Consider the following 21504-nt stretch of genomic DNA (forward strand, 5'->3'; position numbering starts at 1 on the left):
AGCACACCATGACCACCCCCACCGGTTTTCTGTACGACGAGCTGTTTCTGCAACATAACGCCGGCCGCCAGACCTACCACGGTGTACATGGCGCAGCCGACGCCGGCGCCGAGTTCGACTGCTCCGAGCGCCTGGCCTATACCAAGGCGCTGCTGGACGCCACCGGCATGACGGCGCGCCTGCAGCCGCTGGCCTACCAGCCAGCCGACGACGCGGCACTGCTGCGGGTGCACACCCCGGCCTACCTGGCGCAGCTGGCGGCCAACTGTGCCGCTGCAGATGGCGATGGTGTCGAGCTTGGCCCCGATGCACGCGGCGGCCCGGCCACCGAGCGCATCGCCCGCGCTGCTGCCGGTGCGGCTTGTGCCGCGGTAGACGCGGTACTGCAGGGCCAGGTTGGCCGCGTCTACGCGCTGATCCGCCCCTCCGGCCACCACGCCGGGCCCGACTACGCCATGGGCTACTGCTACTACAACAACGTGGCCGTCGCCGCGCGCCACGCTCAGGCACAGTACGGCCTGCAGCGCATCGCCATCATCGACTGGGACGTACACCACGGCAACGGTACCCAGCACGTGTTCGAGGCCGACGCGCAGGTACTGTTCTGCTCGCTGCATGAGGAAGGCAACTACCCGCTGGAAGGCGGTAGCGAGCGGGACCAAGGCCAGGGAGCGGGCACCGGCTACACGCTGAACATTCCGCTGCCAGCCGGCAGTGGCTACGCCGCCTACGCGCTGGCGTTCGAGCAAGTGCTGTTGCCGGTGCTGCGCCGTTTTGCCCCCGAGCTGATTCTGGTATCGGCCGGGCAGGACGCCAACGCCTACGACCCGCTGGGCCGCATGCGCCTGACCCGCCCTGGCTACCGCGCGCTGGCGGCCAGCCTCACCGCTGCGGCGGGTGAGCTGTGCCAGGGCCGCATCGTGATGCTGCAGGAAGGCGGCTACAGCCTGCCGTACCTGCCGATCGCCACCCTAGGTGTGATTGAGGGCCTCAGCGGCCAACAGGTGGATTTTGACGATCCGCACTGGGTGCCGGACCGGCCACTGAGCAGTGGCGAGGCAGCTGCCGTCGCCCGCGCCCGAGACGCCCAGGCTCAGCACTGGGCACTGCAAGGAGAGCAAGATGCGTAACGTGACGGTGGCCACCACCCAGATGGCCTGCAGCTGGGACCGTGCGGCCAACCTGGACCGTGCCGAAGCCCTGGTGCGCGCTGCGGCGGCGCAAGGGGCGCAGGTGATCCTGCTGCAAGAGCTGTTCGAAACGCCGTATTTCTGCATCGACCAGCGCCATCACCACAACGCGCTGGCGGCACCGTTCGACGGCCACCCGTGGCTGGGGCGCTTTGCCGCGCTGGCGCGCGAGCTGCAGGTGGTGCTGCCGGTAAGCTTTTTCGAGCAGGCGGGTAACACCCAGTTCAACAGCCTGGCCATGATCGACGCCGACGGCAGCGTGCTGGGCCACTACCGCAAGATGCACATACCGGACGGCCCGGGTTACAGCGAGAAGTTCTACTTTGCGCCCGGCGATATGGGTTTCAAGGTGTGGGACACTCGCTACGGGCGGCTGGGCGTGGGTATCTGCTGGGACCAGTGGTTCCCCGAAACCGCGCGCAGCATGGCACTGATGGGCGCCGAGCTGTTGCTGTTTCCCACCGCCATCGGTAGTGAGCCGCACGACCCGGGCATACAGTCGCTACGCCACTGGCAAAACACCCAGCGCGGCCACGCTGCGGCCAACGTGATGCCGCTACTGGCCAGTAACCGCGTGGGGGTAGAACACGGCGAGGCCGGTACGCATATCACCTTCTATGGCGGCTCGTTCATTGCTGCAGAAGACGGCGAGCTGCGCGCCGAGGCAGGTAACGAAGACGGCACCATCCTTACCGCCACCTTTGATCTGGATGCGCTGGCGGCCAAGCGCCGCGCCTGGGGGGTATTCCGCGACCGCCGCGTAGAGCACTACGGCACGCTGCTGCAGTACGCGGTATAAGCCAGCCCTGTCTGTGGATACAGCCCGCCTTGCCCGCTATCCGGCCTGGCGGGCTGTGCTTTGGTGCTTATTTAACGCGGTACACCTGGCCGCTGTGCGCGCCTTCCACGCTTTTGCTGAAAGCCAGCGCGGCGCGGGCGGCGGGTACCGGCTCGAAACCGCGGAAAAACGGCCCGTATACCGCCATGGCTTCCAGCAGCACGCCGGGGCTTACCACATTGATGCGCAGGCCGCGTGGCAGCTCGATGGCGGCAGCGCGGGCAAAGCCTTCCAGCGCGGCATTCACCATGCTGGCACTGCTGCCGGCCACGATGGGCTCGTCGGCCAGCACGCCGCTGGTAAGGGTAAAGCTGCCACCGTCATTCAGCCGGCCTTGGCCGGCCAGCACCAGGTTCACCTGGCCCATCAGCTTGTCGTCCAGGCCGATGCGGTAGTGCGCGGCGCTGAAATCGGCCAACGGGGCAAAGTGCACATTACCGGCGGCGCTGACCACCGCGTCCAGCGGGCCGGCGGCATCGTACATCGCCTCTACGCTGGCCATGTCGGCCAGGTTCACGCGCAGGGTGCCGCTGTTGCGGCCGGCGGTGATGATTTCATGGCGTTGGCTCAGCTCGGCAGCTACCGCCTGGCCCAGGGTGCCGTGGGCACCAATCAGCAGGATACGCATGGTCATTTCCTTGTGTTTGTTTACGTATCAGCATGTTATCTTGCTTTTGCATGGCGATAAGCAGGGTAAAAGTAGAATGACTGTCAACCTTAAGAAAACAATCGACCTGGTCAGCGAGGCGCAGCAGCTGCAATGGGCTATGGCGTTTACCGCGGTGGTGGAAGAGGGCAGCTTTACCGCCGCGGCGCAGCGCATGGGGGTGAGTAAGGCGCTGCTGAGCCGCCAGGTGCGTCAGCTGGAGCAGGCGCTGGACGCGCAGCTGCTATACCGCACTACGCGGCGCTTGCTGCTTACTGATGCGGGCGAGCTATACCTGGGCCATTGCCGCGACTGGCTGCTGCGGGTGCAGTCGGCGCGGCAGGCGCTGGCCGAGCTGCGCGAGGAGGTGGCCGGCCGCCTGCGGCTTACCGTGCCCACCAGCTTTGGCGGCGTGTTCATGGCACAGGCCATGCTGGCTTTGCGCCAGCAGTACCCGGCGCTGGAGGTGGAGCTGGACCTGTCGGCGCGACCGCACGACCTGGAAGCCGAAGGCTTTGATCTGGCCATACGCAGCAATATCACGCCGCCAGAGCGGCTGATTGCGCGCCCGCTGGCCGAGGTGGCCGACTGGCTGGTGGCGGCGCCAGCCTACCTGGCGGGTAGGGCGCTGCCGCACGTGCCGGCCGACCTGGCGGCCCACATCTGCCTGTGCAACAGCCATATCAGCCACAGCAGCGATTGGGCGTTTCACCGCGATGGCGAGCTGGCCAGCGTGGCAGTAAGTGCGCCGCTACTGGCCAACGATTACAACCTGCTGCGCAACTTCGCACTGCAGGGCGCCGGTATTGCCCGCCTGCCCAGCTATCTGGTGGCGCCAGACGTGGCCGCCGGGCGGCTGCAGCGCCTGCTGCCGCAGTGGCACGGCCGTGGCCAGAGCCTGTATCTGGTCTACCCGCAACGCCTGCCGCAGCCGGCGCGGGTACGGGCGCTGGTGGCCTTTCTGCAGCAGTGGTTTGCTGCACCGGAGCAGGCGCTGCTGCTGGGGCAGGCCTGAACCGCCTTGCGGCCAACCTTAGCGCATGAAACAGGCGTCTTCGTCGCCCCTTGCCGCGTAGCCTGCTTGCAGATTGGAAAAATCCATGTCGCCAAAGCTGTCAGTGAGGAAGTCCAGCAGGCTGCGTACCGAAAGTGGCATGCCCTGGCGCGAGGGGAAGAGCGCAAACACCACTGCCTCCGGTGGCTGCCAGCCGTCCAGCACGGGCACTAGCAAGCCTTGCTGCAGGTCTTTGAAGCACACCAGCAAAGGCAGCTGGGCGATGCCGCCGTGTTCCAGTGCGCAGCGGCGGATGGTAATGACATCGTCGGTGACCAGCCGCGGCTGATGGCAGACCGTGGCGCTTTGCCCTGCAGGCCCTTGTAGCTGCCACTGATAGCTGCGTGCCTGTGGCCCCCAGTGCAGGCTGGGCAAGCCTGCCACGTTGTCCATGTGGCCCGGGTGGCCGTAGCGCGCCAGCAACGCCGGGCTGGCTACCAGCTCCTGCGGGCTGCGCGATAGCCGCTTCATCACCAGGTTGCTGTCTTCTATTGGCGGGGTTTTGGCCACCAGTGCGATGTCCAGCCCCTCGCGCACCACATCTACCTCGCGGTTGGTGCTGTCTATCTGCACCTTTACCAGCGGGTAGCGCGCCATGTAGCGCGAGATCATGCCGCCCACCACAAAATTGAGCAGGGCGGTGGGGCAGCTGAGCCGTATCGTGCCTTGCGGCTCGATGTGCTGCTGGGCAATGGCAGCCTGTGCCGCATCGCTGGCGAGCACGACTTGCTGGCAGTGCGTGTAAAACGCCTGCCCGGCCTCGGTCAGTGCAAAGTGGCGCGGGCTGCGGTTGAGCAGGCGGGCGGACAGGTGGGTTTCCAGCTGGCGAATACTGCGGCTAAGCCGAGAGGTGGGCACCCCGGTGGCACGGCTGGCGGCGTGGTAGCCGCCATGGTCGACAACCTGCACAAAGTAATAAAGCGCATTCAGATCCAGCATGGTGTGGGTAGCGAAGTATCGGAAACAGGACCTTAACTTACCGTATCCGCTAGCCTGGTGTCAGGTGCTGCCGCTGTTGCACCAGTGAAACGCTACATTGCAATTTTTAACTATTATTGCAAGCAGTGTGCGGTGTAGCTTCTCTATGCCGCCAAGCAGCCGGACGGGGCATCTGGCTTGCCACGATTGCAGCTGCGAGCGGCATGGCGCAGATCAATCCAACACAAAGGGCCTGACATGACAACCGTAGTCAATGAACTGAGCAAAGCACCCGCACCCGACCGTGCCGAGGAAAACGCCTTCTTTCCGTCACCGTACTCGCTCAGCCTGTATACCGCCCCCAAGACCGACTTTGACGGCACGGTTTACCCGCAGCCCTACACTGGCAAAAAGTGGAAAGTGCTGATGGTGGCTACCGACGAGCGCTACGTGCTGATGCAAAACGGCACCATGTTTTCTACCGGCAACCACCCGGTAGAAACCCTGCTGCCGATGTACCACCTGGATAGCGCCGGTTTCGATATCGAGGTGGCCACCTTGTCCGGCAACCCGGTGAAATTCGAGATGTGGGCCATGCCGGCAGAAGACGAGACGGTGCAAGCCACGTACCAGAAGTACCGCGCCCAGTTCAAACAGCCGCGCAAACTGTCTGATGTGATGGCAGAAAACCTGCACGACGATTCGCCTTATATCGCAGTGTTTGTGCCGGGCGGGCACGGTGCGCTGGTGGGCATTCCGGACAGCCTGGAAGTAAAAGCACTGCTGCAGTGGGCGATGGCCAAAGACAAGTACGTCATTACGCTGTGCCATGGCCCCGCCTGCCTGCTGGCACCAGCGCTGGGCGAAAGCGCCGACAACTATATCTATAAAGGCTACAAGATCTGCGTATTCCCCGACGCGCTGGACCAGGGCGCCAACGTGGATATCGGCTATATGCCTGGCCAGCTGCGCTGGCCATTGGCGGCGCGCTTGGGGGATCTGGGTGTGGAGGTGCTGAACGAGGGCATCAGCGGCCAGTGCTACCAGGACCGCAAGCTGATTACCGGCGACAGCCCGCTGGCGGCGAACAACCTGGGCAAGCTGGCCGCGCAGGCGCTGCTGGCCGAGGTGGCCGGGCAGTAAGGTCTGTTGGCAGATAGTGATTACAGATAAATGATGCGGCCAACCTTGTCACACAAGGTTGGCCGCATCACATTGCAGGCAAGCAGTTTTAGAACGTATCGCCCGGTACGCGTACCCAGCCTTCCATCAGGATGCGTGCACTGCGGCTCATGATGGCCTTGGTCACTTTCCATTGGCCGTTTTCCTGCACCGCTTCCGCGCCCACGCGCAGCGTGCCGGACGGGTGGCCAAAGCGCACCGCCTCGCGCGCGCCGCCACCGGCCGCCTGGTTCACCAGCGTACCGGGGATGGCCGCGGCCGTGCCGATAGCTACCGCGCAGGTACCCATCATGGCGTGGTGCAGCTTGCCCATGGACAGCGCCCGCACCAGCAGGTCCACATCGCCGGCGGCAATGGTTTTGCCGCTGGACGCGGTGTAGTCGCGCGGCGGTGCCACAAAGGCAATCTTGGGCGTGTGCTGGCGGGTAGCGGCTTCTTCTGGCGTCTTGATCAGCCCCATGCGCAGCGCGCCGGCCACGCGGATAGCCTCGAAGCGCTGCAGTGCTGCGGCGTCGCTATTAATGTGCTCGCGCAGCTCGGTGCCGCTGTAGCCGATATCGGCCGCGTTGACGAACACGGTGGGGATGCCAGCGCTGATCATGGTGGCGGGCAGGGTGCCGATGCCGGGTACGTCCAGCTGGTCGATAAGGTTGCCAGTGGGGAACATCGCGCCGCCGTCGTCGCCATCGTCGGACGGCTCGAGGAACTCCAGCACGATTTCGGCGGCAGGGAAGGTAACGCCATCCAGCTCGAAATCGCCGGTTTCCTGCACCTGGCCGTGGCTGACCGGCACGTGGGCAATAATGGTTTTACGGATATTGGCTTGCCAGATGCGCACCGTGCACATGCCGTCCTGCGGCACGCGCTCTGGTGCCACCAGGCCGGCGTGGATGGCAAAGGCACCGGCGGCGGTGGACAGGTTGCCGCAGTTGCCGCTCCAGTCCACAAACGGTTTGTCGATGGAGACCTGGCCGTACAAGTAGTCCACGTCGTGGCCGGGCACGCTGCTTTTGCTCAGGATCACGCACTTGCTGGTGCTGGAGGTGGCGCCACCCATGCCGTCGATGTGGGCGCTGTACGGGTCAGGACTACCTATTACGCGCATGAACAGCGCATCACGCGCCGCGCCAGGCTGCTGGCAGGCTGCTGGCAGGTCTTGCAGGCGGAAAAACACGCCTTTACTGGTGCCGCCACGGATATAGGTGGCGGGGATGCGGATTTGTGCCGGGTGGCTCATGAGGATGCGTCCTTTCTGGTCTGGTCTGGCAGCGCCTGCCAGATGGCGGCCAGTACGGTATCGGGGTGCTGCAGTATGTCGTTATTCCAGAAGCGCAGCACACGGTAGCCCTGTGCTTGCAGCCAGGCGTCGCGCTGGCGGTCGTGCGCGTTGCCCAGGTGCTGGCTGCCGTCTGCTTCGATAATTAGCCGGGCCTGCAGGTGGACGAAGTCCACAATGTAGGGGCCGATAGGGTGCTGGCGGCGAAACTTGTGGCCATCCAGCCGCCGGCTACGCAGGTGGCGCCACAGCAGTAGCTCGGCATCGGTCATGCGCTGGCGAAGTTGCCTTGCGTGTTGGCTGGCCGGCATGCGCTGCTCCCTTCGTTTGTTACCTTGTGCTGCTTGCCCCTCACCCCAACCCCTCTCCCCAGCGGGGCGAGGGGCTTTTGTGGCGTGGGTTCGGAGTTGGCCGCAGGCAAGTGGTGCGCTTGTTTCCTTTGTTGTGGCTGCTTGTTTCCCGTTTCTGCTGCCGCCCTCCCGCCGCGCACTCAGCCCACTCCCCGGTGTGGCGCGGGGTTTTTTGGTGCTGGTGCGATGTTGGCCGCAGGCAGGTGGTACGGTTGTTTCCTTTGTTGTAGCAGCTGGATTCCCGTTTCTAATCTTGTGCGCCACCTGCCGGGGCATTTTGTGCGGCTGCGGCCAACCTTGCATCCTGTCACCCCTCGCCCGCGGGGCTGGGGTATGGTTCAGGCCACGCTTTGCCATTGGCCTGCTTGACCAAAGATGCCTTGTTCGTTCCGATTCCCCGTTCCAATGGGATGAGGGGCTTAGCGACATCGGTACCTTGTTGGTAGCAGGTAGCAGGTAGCGGTGCTGCCTGCTGCTACTGCGGCCAACCTTTCGCCCGGTCACCCCTCGCCCGCGGGCGGGAGAGGGGCCGGGGGTGAGGGTGCGCTAGGCCGCGCCCGCCAGGAAGTCCTGGGCAAAGCGCTGCAGCACGCCGCCTGCCTGGTAGACGCGCACTTCGGCGGCGGTGTCGAGGCGGCAGGTGACGGGTACCTCTACGCAGCTACCGTCACGGCGGTGTACCACCAGCGTCAGGTCGCAGCGTGGTGCCAGCTCGCCCTGGATGTCGTAGGTTTCCGTGCCGTCCAGGCCCAGTGTCAGCCGCGTGGTGCCGGGTTTGAACTCTACCGGCAACACGCCCATGCCGATCAGGTTGGTGCGGTGGATGCGCTCGAAGCCTTCGGCCACGATCACTTCTACCCCTGCCAGGCGTACGCCCTTGGCCGCCCAGTCGCGCGAGCTACCCTGGCCGTAGTCGGCACCGGCCACGATGATCAGCGGCTGTTTGCGTGCCATATAGGTTTCGATGGCTTCCCACATGCGCATTACCTGGCCGTCTGGCTCGACGCGGGCCAGCGAGCCTTTTTTCACTGCGCCGTCTACCACGGCCATTTCGTTCACCAGTTGCGGGTTGGCAAAGGTGGCGCGCATGGCGGTGAGGTGGTCGCCGCGGTGGGTGGCGTAGCTGTTGAAGTCTTCTTCCGGCAGGCCCATTTTGGTCAGGTATTCGCCGGCGGCAGAGCTGGCCAGAATGGCGTTGGACGGCGACAGGTGGTCGGTGGTGATGTTGTCCGGCAGCACGGCCAGCGGGCGCATGCCCTTGAGCGTGCGCGGGTTGGCCGCCAGTGCGCCCATGCCTTCGGTATCCCAGTACGGCGGGCGGCGGATATAGGTGGACATCGGGCGCCACTGGTACAGCGGGCTGTCGGCTTGCTGTGCTTCGCCCAGGTCGAACATCGGTATGTACACCTGTTTGAACTGCTCGGGCTTCACGCTGGCGGCCACGATGGCGTCGATTTCCTCGTCCGATGGCCACAGGTCTTGCAGGCGGATCTCGCGGCCATCTACTACGGCCAGCACGTCCTGCTCGATATCAAAGCGCACGGTGCCGGCTAGCGCGTAGGCCACCACCAGCGGCGGCGAGGCCAGGAAGGCTTGCTTGGCGTAGGGGTGGATGCGGCCGTCGAAATTGCGGTTGCCGGACAGCACGGCGGTGGCGTACAGGTCGCGGTCGATAATCTCTTGCTGGATGGCCGGGTCCAGCGCGCCGGACATGCCGTTACAGGTGGTGCAGGCGTAAGCCACAATGCCGAAGCCCAGCTGTTCCAGCTCCGGCAGCAGGCCGGCGTCTTCCAGGTACAGCTTGGCTACCTTGGAGCCTGGCGCAAACGAGGTTTTCACCCACGGTTTGCGCGTAATGCCCAGCGCGTTGGCTTTCTTGGCCAGCAGGGCGGCGGCGACCACGTTGCGCGGGTTGCTGGTGTTGGTACAGCTGGTGATGGCGGCAATGATCACCGCGCCGTCCGGCAGTTGGCCGCGGGCTTCTTCGTCGCGCGCGGTGGCCAGCTTGGCAGCGTCGGCGATGCCGCGCTCGGCCAGTGCCGAGGTAGGCAGGCGTTTGTGCGGGTTGGACGGGCCGGCCATATTGCGCACTACGCTGGACAGGTCAAAGCGCAGCACGCGCGGGTATTGCGCGGTTTTCAGGTCGTCCGCCCATAGCCCGGTGTGGCGGGCGTAGTTTTCTACCAGCGCTACTTGCTCCGGCTCGCGGCCGGTGAGCTTCAGGTAGGTGAGGGTCTGCTCGTCGATGTAGAACATGGCGGCGGTGGCGCCGTACTCCGGGCACATATTGGAGATGGTGGCGCGGTCGCCAATGGACAGGCTGTCGGCGCCTTCGCCAAAGAACTCTACCCAGGCACCCACCACGCGCTCTTTGCGCAGGAACTCGGTGAGCGCCAGTACGATGTCGGTGGCGGTAATGCCAGGCTGGCGCTGGCCGGTGAGCTCTACGCCCACGATATCGGGCAGGCGCATCATGGACGGGTGGCCCAGCATCACGGTTTCGGCTTCCAGGCCGCCGACGCCGATGGCGATTACGCCCAGCGCGTCCACATGCGGGGTGTGGCTGTCGGTGCCGACACAGGTATCGGGGAAGGCCACGCCGTCGCGCAGCTGAATCACCGGCGACATTTTTTCCAGGTTGATCTGGTGCATGATGCCGTTGCCGGCCGGGATCACGTCCACGTTCTTGAAGGCGGTGCGCGTCCAGTTGATAAAGTGGAAGCGGTCTTCGTTACGGCGCTCTTCGATAGCGCGGTTTTTCTCGAAGGCCTGCGGGTCAAAGCCGCCGCATTCCACCGCCAGCGAATGGTCCACGATGAGCTGGGTGGGTACCACCGGGTTCACCTGTGACGGGTCGCCGCCTTGGTCAGCGATGGCGTCGCGCAGGCCGGCCAGGTCTACCAGCGCGGTCTGGCCCAGGATGTCGTGGCACACCACGCGCGCCGGGTACCAGGGGAAGTCCAGGTCCTGGCGGCGTTCGATCAATTGGGTAAGGGCGTCGGTCAGCAGGGCGGGTTCGCAGCGGCGCACCAGCTGTTCGGCCAGTACGCGGGAAACATAGGGCAGGGTGGCGTAGGCGCCGGGGGCGATGGCGTCTACGGCAGCACGGGTGTCGAAGTAGTCGGCCGGGCTGCCGGGCAGTGGTTTGCGGTATTGGCTATTCATGGCGGTGTTTACCGGCAATGTTTTGGAGGGTGTGTTTCGTGGCTGCAGCATTTACCGCAGCCACGAAAATTCAAAAGCTTTTTTGCCACGAAAACCACGAAAACCACGAAAAGCACGAAAACAAAAACTAACGTTGGGTGCTTATCCGTTTGGTGGTGATGCATGCTACTTCTGGCCACGAACCCCACGCAAAAACACAGAAGCGTCATGCCCAAATATCCAGATGGCCGAGACGAGAATAGAGGTGCTGACCGCCAGATATTCAGGCTTCGTTTCGTGTTGTTTAGTGGCTTTCGTGGCCAGATTTTCCGTGGTTTCCGTGGCGGGCAGTCGTTAACGCTGGGCCAGCGGTACGAAGGCCTGGTCTTCCGGGCCGTTGTAGTTGGCCGACGGGCGGATGATCTTGCCGTCGATGCGCTGCTCGATCACGTGGGCGCTCCAGCCGCTGGTGCGGGCGATGACGAATAGCGGCGTGAACATGGCGGTAGGCACGCCCATCATGTGGTAGCTCACGGCCGAAAACCAGTCCAGGTTGGGGAACATTTTCTTGATGTCCCACATTACCGACTCCAGGCGCTCGGCAATATCGTACATCTTGGTGTCGCCGGCAGCTTTGGACAGCTCGTGCGCCACTTCCTTGATGACTTTGTTGCGCGGGTCGCTGATGGTGTATACCGGGTGGCCAAAGCCGATTACTACTTCTTTGCGCTCCACGCGGGCACGAATGTCGGCCTCGGCTTCGTCCGGGCTTTCGTAGCGCTTTTGTACTTCGAACGCCACTTCATTGGCGCCGCCGTGTTTCGGGCCGCGCAGCGCGCCGATGGCACCGGTAATGGCGCTGTGCATGTCGGAGCCGGTGCCGGCGATGACACGGGCGGTAAAGGTGGAGGCGTTGAATTCGTGTTCGGCGTACAGGTTCAGCGAGGTATGCATGGCGCGTACCCATTGCTCGGACGGCTTTTCACCGTGCAGCAGGTGCAGGAAGTGGCCGCCGATGCTGTCGTCGTCGGTTTCCACCTCGATACGCTTGCCGTTGTGGCTGAACTGGTACCAGTACAGCAGCATGGAACCCAGGCTGGCCATCAGACGGTCGGCAATGTCGCGTGCGCCGGCGATGTTGTGGTCGTCTTTTTCCGGCAGGGCGCAGCCCAGGGCCGATACGCCACTGCGCATTACGTCCATGGGGTGGGCGTTGGCGGGCAGGGCTTCCAGCACGGCTTTGACCGAAGCAGGCAGGCCGCGCAGGCTTTTGAGCTTTTTCTTGTAGCCGGCCAGCTCGGCACGGTTGGGCAGCTTGCCGTGCACCAGCAGGTAGGCGACCTCTTCGAATTCGGCCTGGGCGGCCAGGTCCAGAATGTCGTAGCCACGGTAGTGCAGGTCGTTGCCGCTGCGGCCAACGGTGCACAGGGCGGTATTGCCGGCCGCTACGCCGGACAGGGCGACGGATTTTTTCGGTTTGCCAATCACTACTTCACTCATGCCACTTCTCCTTTGTGCTGCCGTACCCGCGTGCGGGGGGCCTGCTGTGTCATTGCGGCGCGGCCGCGAACGTGAATAGGGGGTGGGGCTGGCCAGGCTCTCTGTGCTATGTGTGGCGTGCGGCCAACCCTGCAAAACGTGATTTACTTGTTTTTGCCTTCGGCAAACAGCGCGTCCAGCTTTTGTTCGTAGCTGTGGTAGCCCAGGTGCTCGTACAGGTCCATGCGGGTCTGCATGGTGTCCACCACGTTTTTCTGGCTACCGTCGCGGCGGATGGCGCCGTAGACGTTTAGCGCTGCCTGGCTCATGGCGCGGAAGGCCGACAGCGGGTACAGCACCAGGCCTACGCCATTGGCGCCCAGTTCTTCGGTGGTGTAGAGCGGGGTGGCGCCAAACTCGGTGATGTTGGCCAGAATGGGCACCTTCACCGCCTCGGCAAACTGTTTGTACATGGCCAGGTCGGTAATGGCTTCGGGGAAGATCATGTCGGCGCCGGCTTCTACGCAGGCTACGGCGCGTTCGATGGCGGCCTCCAGGCCTTCTACCGCCAGCGCGTCGGTACGGGCCATGATCACCATGCCGTTTTTGCGGGCGTCGGTAGCGGCCTTGATGCGGTCGACCATTTCTTCCTGGCTGACGATGGCTTTGTTAGGGCGGTGGCCGCAGCGCTTTTGCTGTACCTGGTCTTCGATGTGCACAGCGGCGGCGCCGGCTTTTTCCAGGTGGCGCACGGCGCGGGCGATGTTGAAAGCGCCGCCCCAGCCGGTGTCGATATCGACCAGCAGCGGCAGCTCGGTGGCGTCGGTAATGCGGCGCACGTCGATCAGCACGTCTTCCAGTGTGGTAATGCCCAGGTCAGGAATGCCGCAGGAGCAGGCGGCCACGCCGCCGCCGGACAGGTACAGTGCCTTGAAGCCGCTATGTTCGGCCAGGCGTGCGGCGTAGGCGTTAACCGCGCCGACTACTTGCAGGGGTTTTTCTTGGGCTACCGCGTCGCGGAAGCGTTGACCGGGTGTCGTCATCTGGCGTCTCCTGCCTGTGTTCTGGTGTACTTGCGTGGCATTCTAGCAAGTGCTTGGTTTTTTGATAAGCGTTTTTTATCCGGCAAGTGCAGCGGCATCGATAGTGTGGCACCTTTGCCTGCCACATCTTGAAACACGGCAGACAGGGCGCATCTGCTATAAGGCCTGCTGCTTGCGTGTGCCTGTTTACTGGCGGGTGAACTTATTTTGACGTGGGCCGGTCATAGCAGTGCCTTGCATCGGCGTGAGCCGGTACTAAACAAAATCAAGCAGGGCGAATCAGGGAGAATTTGATAACGATGAGTGATCGTGAGCTCGACCAGCAGCTGGTGGAGAGGGCGCAGCGTGGTGAAAAGCGTGCTTTCGACTTGCTGGTGTCGAAGTATCAGCGGCGATTGTCGCGCCTGTTGTCGCGCTTTATTCGTGACTCGGCCGATATCGAAGACGTAACGCAAGAAGCTTTTGTCAAAGCTTACCGCGCACTGCCTTCGTTTCGTGGCGAGAGTGCTTTTTATACATGGCTTTACCGTATTGGCATCAATACGGCCAAGAATTTCCTGACCTCTGCTGGCCGCCGGCCAGTGGTTAGTGCGGAATTCGAGGATGAGGATGGCGAGAGTCTGGACATGGCAAGCCAGATACCGGACCACCACACCCCGGAAGCCGAGATGATGAATCAGCAGATACTCTCTGCCGTGAATGCGGCGGTAGAGCGTTTGCCTGAGGAGCTGCGCACGGCCATCAGCCTGCGTGAAATGGAAGGGCTGAGCTATGAGGAAATTGCCAGCGCAATGAATTGCCCGATAGGCACGGTGCGTTCACGGATTTTCCGTGCGCGTGAAGCAATCGCGACCGAGTTGCGTCCTTTGCTGGATACAGCCAAGAACAAAAGATGGTGAGCAGATTATGAAAGAAACCCTTTCTTCCCTGATGGATGGCGAGCTGAGCGACAAGGACGCCGCTCAGGCCATGCAAATGCTGGGTAACGATGACCAGCTGAAAGCCGCCTGGCAGGAATACCACCTGATCGGCGACGCCCTGCGCGGCAATGCCTTGTTGCAGGTGGACGTGCGCGAACAGGTGTCGCAGGCACTGCAGGCCGAGCCTACGGTACTGGCCCCGCGTAACCTGGCGCAAAAACGCAGCCGCCCGGTGGCGCGCTTTGCGTTGGCGGCGTCGGTGGCCATGGCCGGGGTGGTGGGCTGGTATGGCTGGCAAGGCCAGCAAGCCAGCGACCCCGCACTGATGGCGCAAGCCGTACCGACGCCTGGTGCCCAGGTGCAGGTGGCGAATACGGTCAATGTGGCCAACCAGTCTTACCTGGATGCACATCAGGATATCAGCCTGAGCGATGGCCTGGCCCGCGCCAGCCTGGTGGAACCTGCGGCGAAAGGTCTGCATTGATGCGTGTAATAGCAGCCTGTGTTGTAGCAGCCTTGCCCTTGGTCTCCCTGGCGGATGACGACTGGGCCTTGCTGGACAAAGCCGCCGAGGCGGCAGTTAACCTGCCGCTAAGTGCCACGTATATGCATCAGCTGGGTGGCGAGCTGGAAACCTTCCGCCTGCAGCGGGCGATGGAAGGTGGCGTGGTGCGCGAGCGGCGCGAATCGCTGGATGGCATGCCGCGCGAGATTGTGCGGGTAGGCAACGAGCTTGCCTGTTATGCGCCCGATGCCAAGGCGCTCAATGCGGCCAAGCTCAGTGCCATCAAGCTGTTTCCTGCCTTGCTGCCGGATCAGACTGAAGAGCTGACGCAAGGCTACCAGCTGGTGCGTGGCGGTATGGATCGCGTGGCGCAGAAAGACTGCCAGTGGTTTACGCTCAAGCCGCGAGATGCCGCATCGCGCTATACCCAGCGCTTCTGCATCGACCCGCAAAGTGCGCTGCCACTGAAAGTCGTTACGGCCACAGCCAAGGGCGAGGTGGTAGAGCAGTTTGCCTTTACCGAGCTGCAGCTGCAGCCACCCAAGGACAAAACCCAGCTCAAGCCGCGCTACAAGCAAAGCTTGGTGCTGGGCAAGGTGGGTGGCGTGCAGCAAGGTATGCAACCCATGCACGATATTAAAGGCCTGCCCAGTGGCTTTCGCATGGTGCGCTTTGTGAATCGCCCGCTGCCGGGCCATGAAAAAGCCGTGCAGCACTACGTGTTCTCCGATGGCTTTGCCAAAGTATCGCTGTTTGTCGAGGCGGCCAGCGGTGATGGCGTGAACCAGACGGCTGCCACTGCGGCCAACGGTATTGGCGTGGCCTCGCGCCAGAGTGGCGACATGCTGCTGACCGTGGTAGGTGATTTGCCCGAGGCTGGCTTGCAGGCTGTGCTGAAAAATATCCGCCTGACTGCCAAGTAAATGATAGAAACCGAAGCGCGCGTGCTATCTGTGGAGCCTGGTTTTGCCTGGGTTGCACCGCGCCCGCACTCCCCCTGTGGGCAGTGCCACCCGGTACATGGCTGCCGCTCTTTGCAGATGGCGCGCCTGTTTGCCCTGCGCGAGCCGCGCTTTCGTGTGCTGGACCCGCTGGGCGTATCGCCTGGCCAGCAGGTCAATATTGCCGTACCGGAATCCGGCATGTTGCGCAGTGCCGGCTTATTGTATGGCCTGCCGGTGCTGGCGCTGATAGCCGGTGCCATGCTGGGTAGCCGTTATGGTGATGCCATTGCCGCGCTGCTGGCGCTGGCTTGCCTGTTGTTCACTTTGGGCTGTGTGCATGTGTATGCACGGCGATTGGCGGGGGATGCCCGCTATCAGCCGCATATTGCCAGCCTTGTCGATGTTCAGACTGTTTCCATGGAGTTTGTCAAAACATGCCGATCAAGAAGCTGATTGTCTCTTCCATGATGGTAGCCGGCCTGCTGGGTGGCTCCGCACCACTCATGGCCGCCCCGCAGCTGGCCTTGCCGGATTTCACCCAGCTGGTGGAAAACCAGGGCCGCGCCGTGGTCAATATCCGCACCGTGCAAACCGTGCGCGAAGTAGTACGTAATGTGCCGGAAGGCATGGAAAACGACCCGTTTGCCGAATTCTTCCGCCGCTTTGCCCCGCCGCAGCTGCGCGAATACCGCACCGGTGGTATGGGCTCCGGCTTTATCCTGTCTGCCGATGGTTACGTGCTGACCAATGCGCACGTCATTGCCGATGCCGACGAAATGATCGTCACGCTAAACGACAAGCGTGAGTACAAGGCCAAAGTCGTGGGCTCGGACGCCCGCACCGACGTGGCCTTGCTGAAAATCGACGCCACCGGCCTGCCCTTTGTGAAGCTGGGCAAGGTAGACCAGCTGAAGGTAGGCGAGTGGGTGCTGGCTATCGGCTCGCCGTTCGGTTTTGACAATACCGTTACCTCCGGCATCGTGTCGGCCAAGGGCCGCCACCTGCCGGACGAATCCTACGTGCCGTTCATCCAGACCGACGCCGCCGTGAACCCGGGTAACTCGGGCGGCCCGCTGTTCAACCTGAAGGGCGAGGTAGTCGGGATCAACTCGCAAATTTACAGCCGTTCTGGCGGGTTCATGGGCATCTCGTTTGCCATCCCGGTAGATGTGGCGCTGGACGTGGCCGAGCAGCTCAAGAAACACGGCAAGGTGAATCGTAGCCGTATTGGTGTTTCCATTCAGGATGTATCCCAGGAGTTGGCCGCATCCTTTGGCCTGCAAGGTGCGCAGGGCGCGCTGATTACCCTGGTAGAGAAAGACGGGCCTGCGGCCAAGGCCGGTGTGCGCGCCGGTGATGTGGTGCTGCAGGTGGCGGGCAAAACAGTGGAAAGCAGCGAAGACCTGCCACGCCTGCTGGGCAGCGTACAGCCCGGCAGCAAGGTAGAGCTGGGCGTGTGGCGTGGCCGTGCGTTGGTCAAAGCCACTGTGATCACCGCTGAAATGCAGGACGAAGACCCGCGCACCGCCGAGCGTGCCTACAAAGGCAAGCAGGAAGGTGCCCAGGACGAAGTTGGCACCACTACTGGCCTGGCACTGCAGGCGGTAGCACCAGCATTGCTGCAAAAGCTGGGTGTGAAGTTCGGCCTGGCGGTACGCAGTGCCACCGGCCCGGCATTGAAGGCCGGTCTGCAGCAAGGTGACGTGATTGTTGGCGTGGGCGGCGAAGAGCTGCAAAATGCGCGCCAGCTGGTGCAGGCTATCCAGGCGGTACCCGCTGGCGACGCCTTGGCCTTGCGTGTACTGCGTGATGGCGCACCGCTGTTTGTTGCCCTGAAACCCGAGAAGAAAACCCGTTGAAAACGCTGACCTTATATTTTCGCGAGTACTGCAGCCTGTGCCACCAGATGCTGGCGCAGCTGCAGCCGCTACGCGCGCAGTACGGCTTTGACATTGATGTGGTCGATGTGGATGCCGACCCGGTGCTGGAAGAGCGCTACAACGAGCTGGTGCCGGTTCTGGTAGATGGCGACACCGAAATCTGCCATTGGCACCTGGACGAGGCCAGGTTGGCCGCACGTTTGGCTGCACACACGGGCGAAATCGGCTAAAATCCGCGCCAGTGTTGAGTTAGCAAGGGCACATCTCGGTGCCCTTAATTTTTGCTGGATTCCGATGAAACATATCCGAAATTTTTCGATTATTGCCCATATTGACCATGGCAAATCGACCCTTGCAGACCGTTTTATCCAGTATTGCGGCGGTCTGGAAATGCGTGAAATGAGTGCCCAGGTACTCGACTCGATGGATATCGAGAAAGAACGCGGCATTACCATCAAGGCGCAAACCGCCGCCTTGCAATACAAAGCGCGCGATGGCCAGGTGTACAACCTGAACCTGATCGACACCCCGGGTCACGTGGATTTCTCCTACGAAGTATCGCGCTCGCTGTCTGCCTGCGAAGGCGCACTGCTGGTGGTGGATGCCTCCCAGGGCGTAGAAGCGCAAACCGTGGCCAACTGCTACACCGCCATCGAGCTGGGCGTAGAAGTGGTGCCGGTGCTGAACAAGATCGACCTGCCTGCGGCCGACCCGGAGCGCGTGAGCCAGGAAATCGAAGACATCATCGGTATTGAAGCCATCGACGCCGTGCGCGCCTCGGCCAAGTCCGGCATTGGCATCGAAGACATCCTGGAAACCGTGGTCAGCAAGATTCCGGCACCGGAAGGCGACCCGGAAGCACCGCTGAAAGCCTTGATCATCGACTCGTGGTTTGATAACTACGTTGGCGTAGTGATGCTGGTGCGCGTGATCGACGGCAAGCTCAAGCCCAAAGACAAGATCAAGTTCATGGCCACGCAGGCCGAGCATCTGTGCGAACAGGTCGGTGTGTTTACGCCGAAATCGGTACAGCGGCCAACCCTGAATGCGGGCGAAGTAGGTTTTGTCATTGCCGGCATCAAGGAGCTGAAATCCGCCAAGGTGGGTGACACCATCACCTTGGCCGCCAAACCGGCCAGCGAGGCACTGCCAGGCTTTAAAGAGGTGCAGTCGCAGGTGTTTGCCGGCTTGTACCCGGTGGAAAGCCATGACTACGAAGCCCTGCGCGATGCGCTGGAAAAACTGCAGCTGAATGATGCGTCGCTGAAATACGAACCAGAAGTGTCGCAGGCGCTGGGCTTTGGCTTCCGCTGCGGCTTCCTGGGCTTGTTGCACCTGGAAATCGTGCAAGAGCGCCTGGAGCGCGAGTTCGACATGGACCTCATCACCACCGCCCCAACGGTGAACTACGAAGTGGTGATGAAAGACGGCATCGTGGAGGTGGTATCCAACCCGTCGCGCATGCCGGATGCCGGCAAGTACGAAGACCTGCGCGAACCCATCATCACCGCCACCATTCTGGTGCCGCAAGACTACGTGGGCTCGGTGATGACGCTGTGCAATAACAAGCGTGGCGTACAGCGCAATATGCAGTACATGGGCCGCCAGGTCATGCTGACATACGATCTGCCGATGAACGAAGTGGTGATGGACTTCTTTGACAAGCTCAAGTCCACCAGCCGTGGCTATGCCTCGCTGGACTACGAGTTCAAAGAGTTCCAGAGCGCCGACCTGGTCAAACTGGACGTGCTGGTAAACGGCGAAAAAGTGGATGCGCTGAGCCTCATCGTGCACCGTGCCTCCAGCGTGTACCGTGGCCGCGAGCTGGTGTCCAAAATGCGCGAGCTGATTCCGCGCCAGATGTTCGATATCGCAGTGCAGGCGGCCATCGGTGGCCACATCATCGCCCGCGAAACCGTCAAGGCCTTGCGCAAAAACGTACTGGCCAAGTGCTACGGTGGTGACATCACGCGTAAGAAAAAGCTGCTGGAAAAACAGAAAGCCGGTAAGAAGCGTATGAAACAGGTGGGTAATGTGGAGATTCCACAAGAAGCCTTCCTGGCCATTCTGCAAGTCGGGGACAAATAATGGGTTCGAATCTGGTGTGGATCTGGTCGGTGCTGGCCATTGTCGGCGTGATGCTGATCCTGTTTTCCGGCAAGGATGCCGACGGCAAGTCTGCGTCTACCGAGTGGGGCTACCTGGCCGTGCTGGGTGGCTGCTTTGGCTTGCTGTCCGGCTACATGACCTTTTCCGCCGTGATGCTGATCATTGTGCTGGTGACCGGTAGCATCTGGGCACTGGACAAGTTCATGCTGGCACGCCGCCGCGAGCCGGGCGCCATGGTGCCGCACTACATCGATTTTCCGCGCGGGTTTTTCCCCATCATCGCGGTGGTGTTTGTATTGCGCTCCTTCCTGGTAGAGCCATTCCAGATTCCTTCCAGCTCCATGCGCCCCGGCCTGATCGTGGGCGACTTCATCCTGGTGAACAAATTCAGCTACGGCCTGCGCGTACCGGTACTGAACAACGTACTGGTGCCAGTAGGCAAGGTAGCGCACGGCGACGTGGTGGTGTTCAACTACCCCGAAGACGAAAAAGTGAACTTCATCAAGCGCGTTATCGGCCTGCCGGGTGACGTGGTGAGCTACCGCGACAAGCAGCTCACCCTCAATGGCAAACCGGTTGAGCATGTCAGCCAGGGCGAGCACCAGTACCTTGAAAAAGGCCTGATGATGGTGCAAACCCAGCAGTACCAGGAAAGCATCGAGGGTAAAACCTTCCGTACCCTGGTGGTGCCGGAGGCGCCGTCCTACATGCCGCAAGCCGTGCGCCAGTTTGCCGGCCGCGAAAACTGCGAGTATGTGGAAAACGGCTTTACCTGCAAGGTACCCGCCGGCCAGTATTTCATGATGGGCGACAACCGCGATAATAGCGAAGACAGCCGCTACTGGGGGTTTGTGGAAGACCGCCTGCTGGTAGGCAAGGCCTTCCTGGTGTGGATGAACTTTGGCGACCTCAGCCGTATCGGCAGCCGCATTCATTAAGCGAGGCACTATGCGCAAGCAGCAGGGGTTTTCTTTACTGGTGGTGATGGCCATGGGCATCGTGGCCGCCACCGTGGTACTGATGTTTCTCAAGATCGTGCCGGTGTATTCCGAATACTATGCCGTCAAGGAAACGCTGGACACCATGGCACAAACCCCGGGCAAGACAGACGACGAGCTGCGCCGCGATTTTGCCAACCGTGCGGCGGTGCAAGACATCGTATCGCTGCGCGCCGGCGACCTGGTTATCGTCAGCAGCCCCACCATTATTGGCGTGGGTGCCCGCTATAGCCGCGAAGTACCGTTACGCGACCATGTGAAACTGGTCTTTGATTTTGAATACCAGGCAGGGGCACCTGTACTGAAAGACGCAAAATAAACTGTGAGCAACCAAGACAACCGTTTCCGGCGCCTGACCCAGGCGCTGGATTATTTTTTTACGCAGCCTGCGCTTTTGCGCCAGGCGCTGACGCACCGCAGCTTCGGCACGCCCAATAACGAGCGTTTCGAGTTTATCGGTGACAGCATCCTGAACTACACCGTAGCGCGCATGCTGTTCGACCGCTTTCCGCAGCTGAGCGAAGGCGAGCTGTCGCGCCTGCGTGCCAACCTGGTCAACCAGAACACCCTGGCCGAGCTGGCACACGAGCTGAAGCTGGGCGACTACCTGTACCTGGGCGAGGGCGAGCTGAAAAGCGGCGGTTACAACCGCCCGTCCATCCTGGCCGACGCGCTGGAAGCCACCTTTGCCGCCATCAGCTTCGACGCCGACTTCATGCGGGCCGAGCAAGTGGTGCGCCAGCTGTACGCCAGCCGCGTGGCCGCCATCGACCCCACCAAACACGCCAAAGACGCCAAAACCCGCCTGCAAGAAGCCCTGCAAGCACGCCGCCACACCTTGCCGCGCTATACCATCCTGCAGCAAAGCGGCGAGGCGCACGAGCAGAGCTTTCGCGTGCAGTGCGACCTGGCCGAGCTGTCCATCATGACCACCGGCGACGGCAACAGCCGCCGCGGTGCAGAACAGCAGGCGGCCGAGGCGGCCTTGCTGCTGCTTGAACAACATTTTGCCGCTGGCAAGAAATAAA

21 protein-coding genes are annotated in these 21504 nt (G+C 62.2%); 14 read left to right on the forward strand and 7 right to left on the reverse strand.

From position 1 onward, the window contains the following. Positions 1 to 8: 8 nt before the first annotated feature. Both FLQ44_RS02340 and aguB read left to right on the forward strand, forming a co-directional pair. Positions 9 to 1130 carry an arginase family protein gene (locus FLQ44_RS02340; protein ID WP_147692873.1) on the forward strand — a complete coding sequence of 374 codons (1122 nt, stop codon included), beginning with the start codon at positions 9 to 11 and terminating at the stop codon, positions 1128 to 1130. Next, positions 1123 to 1989 (forward strand): N-carbamoylputrescine amidase, encoded by an 867-nt coding sequence (gene aguB / locus FLQ44_RS02345; RefSeq protein WP_147692874.1) that lies wholly within the window; start codon positions 1123 to 1125, stop codon positions 1987 to 1989. The genes FLQ44_RS02340 and aguB overlap by 8 nt, the downstream gene beginning before the upstream one ends. A 67-nt stretch (positions 1990 to 2056) precedes the next feature. Here aguB and FLQ44_RS02350 read toward each other — a convergent pair whose 3' ends face one another. Further along, positions 2057 to 2656 (reverse strand): short chain dehydrogenase, encoded by a 600-nt coding sequence (locus FLQ44_RS02350; RefSeq protein WP_147692875.1) that lies wholly within the window; start codon positions 2654 to 2656, stop codon positions 2057 to 2059. Positions 2657 to 2732: 76 nt separating this feature from the next. On the opposite strand from FLQ44_RS02350, the gene FLQ44_RS02355 reads away from it, so the two are divergent. After that, the gene (locus tag FLQ44_RS02355) at positions 2733 to 3689 is read left to right on the forward strand and encodes a LysR family transcriptional regulator (RefSeq protein ID WP_147692876.1); all 957 of its coding nucleotides are present in this window, start codon (positions 2733 to 2735) and stop codon (positions 3687 to 3689) included. Positions 3690 to 3707: 18 nt separating this feature from the next. On the opposite strand, the gene FLQ44_RS02360 is transcribed toward FLQ44_RS02355, so the two are convergent. Then, positions 3708 to 4667, reverse strand: coding sequence for a LysR substrate-binding domain-containing protein (locus FLQ44_RS02360; RefSeq protein ID WP_147692877.1), 960 nt, complete (start codon positions 4665 to 4667; stop codon positions 3708 to 3710). A gap of 237 nt (positions 4668 to 4904) precedes the next feature. On the opposite strand from FLQ44_RS02360, the gene hchA reads away from it, so the two are divergent. Further along, positions 4905 to 5789: a glyoxalase III HchA gene (gene hchA, locus FLQ44_RS02365; RefSeq protein WP_147692878.1), complete on the forward strand. Its 885-nt coding sequence runs from the start codon at positions 4905 to 4907 to the stop codon at positions 5787 to 5789. An 88-nt stretch (positions 5790 to 5877) separates the two neighbouring features. On the opposite strand, the gene prpF is transcribed toward hchA, so the two are convergent. From prpF to prpB, 5 genes are all read right to left on the reverse strand, one after another. Next, positions 5878 to 7065, reverse strand: a complete 1188-nt coding sequence (gene prpF / locus FLQ44_RS02370; RefSeq protein ID WP_147692879.1) for a 2-methylaconitate cis-trans isomerase PrpF — start codon at positions 7063 to 7065, stop codon at positions 5878 to 5880. Next, on the reverse strand, positions 7062 to 7415 hold the full coding sequence (locus FLQ44_RS02375; protein WP_147692880.1) for an endonuclease domain-containing protein: 354 nt from the start codon (positions 7413 to 7415) through the stop codon (positions 7062 to 7064). The genes prpF and FLQ44_RS02375 overlap by 4 nt, the downstream gene beginning before the upstream one ends. Before the next feature lie 585 nt (positions 7416 to 8000). Beyond that, complete coding sequence (gene acnD / locus FLQ44_RS02380; protein ID WP_147692881.1) at positions 8001 to 10619, reverse strand: Fe/S-dependent 2-methylisocitrate dehydratase AcnD; 2619 nt, start codon at positions 10617 to 10619, stop codon at positions 8001 to 8003. Positions 10620 to 10952: 333 nt separating this feature from the next. Then, positions 10953 to 12098, reverse strand: a complete 1146-nt coding sequence (gene prpC / locus FLQ44_RS02390; RefSeq protein ID WP_147692883.1) for a bifunctional 2-methylcitrate synthase/citrate synthase — start codon at positions 12096 to 12098, stop codon at positions 10953 to 10955. A 143-nt stretch (positions 12099 to 12241) separates the two neighbouring features. After that, a complete protein-coding gene (prpB, locus tag FLQ44_RS02395; protein WP_147692884.1) occupies positions 12242 to 13120 on the reverse strand; it encodes a methylisocitrate lyase in 879 nt (292 codons plus the stop codon). A gap of 299 nt (positions 13121 to 13419) precedes the next feature. Between prpB and rpoE the strand changes: the two genes are divergently transcribed. The 10 genes from rpoE to rnc all read left to right on the forward strand — a co-directional run bounded on the left by rpoE (position 13420) and on the right by rnc (position 21503). Continuing rightward, entirely contained in the window at positions 13420 to 14019 is a 600-nt protein-coding gene (gene rpoE / locus FLQ44_RS02400) for an RNA polymerase sigma factor RpoE (RefSeq protein ID WP_147682240.1), read from the forward strand. A 7-nt stretch (positions 14020 to 14026) separates the two neighbouring features. Continuing rightward, complete coding sequence (locus tag FLQ44_RS02405; RefSeq protein WP_147692885.1) at positions 14027 to 14524, forward strand: sigma-E factor negative regulatory protein; 498 nt, start codon at positions 14027 to 14029, stop codon at positions 14522 to 14524. 38 nt (positions 14525 to 14562) lie between these two features. Then, a complete protein-coding gene (locus FLQ44_RS02410) occupies positions 14563 to 15468 on the forward strand; it encodes a MucB/RseB C-terminal domain-containing protein (protein ID WP_170252725.1) in 906 nt (301 codons plus the stop codon). Next, positions 15469 to 15942, forward strand: coding sequence for a SoxR reducing system RseC family protein (locus FLQ44_RS02415; protein WP_147692887.1), 474 nt, complete (start codon positions 15469 to 15471; stop codon positions 15940 to 15942). It abuts the gene before it with no gap. Beyond that, positions 15924 to 17348: a DegQ family serine endoprotease gene (locus FLQ44_RS02420; RefSeq protein ID WP_147692888.1), complete on the forward strand. Its 1425-nt coding sequence runs from the start codon at positions 15924 to 15926 to the stop codon at positions 17346 to 17348. The genes FLQ44_RS02415 and FLQ44_RS02420 overlap by 19 nt, the downstream gene beginning before the upstream one ends. Next, positions 17345 to 17599, forward strand: a complete 255-nt coding sequence (locus tag FLQ44_RS02425) for a glutaredoxin family protein (RefSeq protein ID WP_147692889.1) — start codon at positions 17345 to 17347, stop codon at positions 17597 to 17599. The genes FLQ44_RS02420 and FLQ44_RS02425 overlap by 4 nt, the downstream gene beginning before the upstream one ends. Positions 17600 to 17663: 64 nt before the next feature. Continuing rightward, on the forward strand, positions 17664 to 19457 hold the full coding sequence (gene lepA, locus FLQ44_RS02430) for a translation elongation factor 4 (protein WP_147692890.1): 1794 nt from the start codon (positions 17664 to 17666) through the stop codon (positions 19455 to 19457). Next, the gene (gene lepB / locus FLQ44_RS02435) at positions 19457 to 20416 is read left to right on the forward strand and encodes a signal peptidase I (protein WP_147692891.1); all 960 of its coding nucleotides are present in this window, start codon (positions 19457 to 19459) and stop codon (positions 20414 to 20416) included. Before lepA ends, lepB begins: the two co-directional genes overlap by 1 nt. A gap of 10 nt (positions 20417 to 20426) precedes the next feature. Next, positions 20427 to 20795, forward strand: a complete 369-nt coding sequence (locus FLQ44_RS02440; protein WP_147692892.1) for a DUF4845 domain-containing protein — start codon at positions 20427 to 20429, stop codon at positions 20793 to 20795. Between the two features lie 3 nt (positions 20796 to 20798). After that, positions 20799 to 21503 carry a ribonuclease III gene (gene rnc / locus FLQ44_RS02445; RefSeq protein WP_147692893.1) on the forward strand — a complete coding sequence of 235 codons (705 nt, stop codon included), beginning with the start codon at positions 20799 to 20801 and terminating at the stop codon, positions 21501 to 21503. The last annotated feature ends 1 nt before the right edge of the window (position 21504 follow it).

Source organism: Vogesella mureinivorans (assembly GCF_007644035.1).
GTDB classification, from domain to species: Bacteria; Pseudomonadota; Gammaproteobacteria; order Burkholderiales; family Chromobacteriaceae; genus Vogesella; species Vogesella mureinivorans.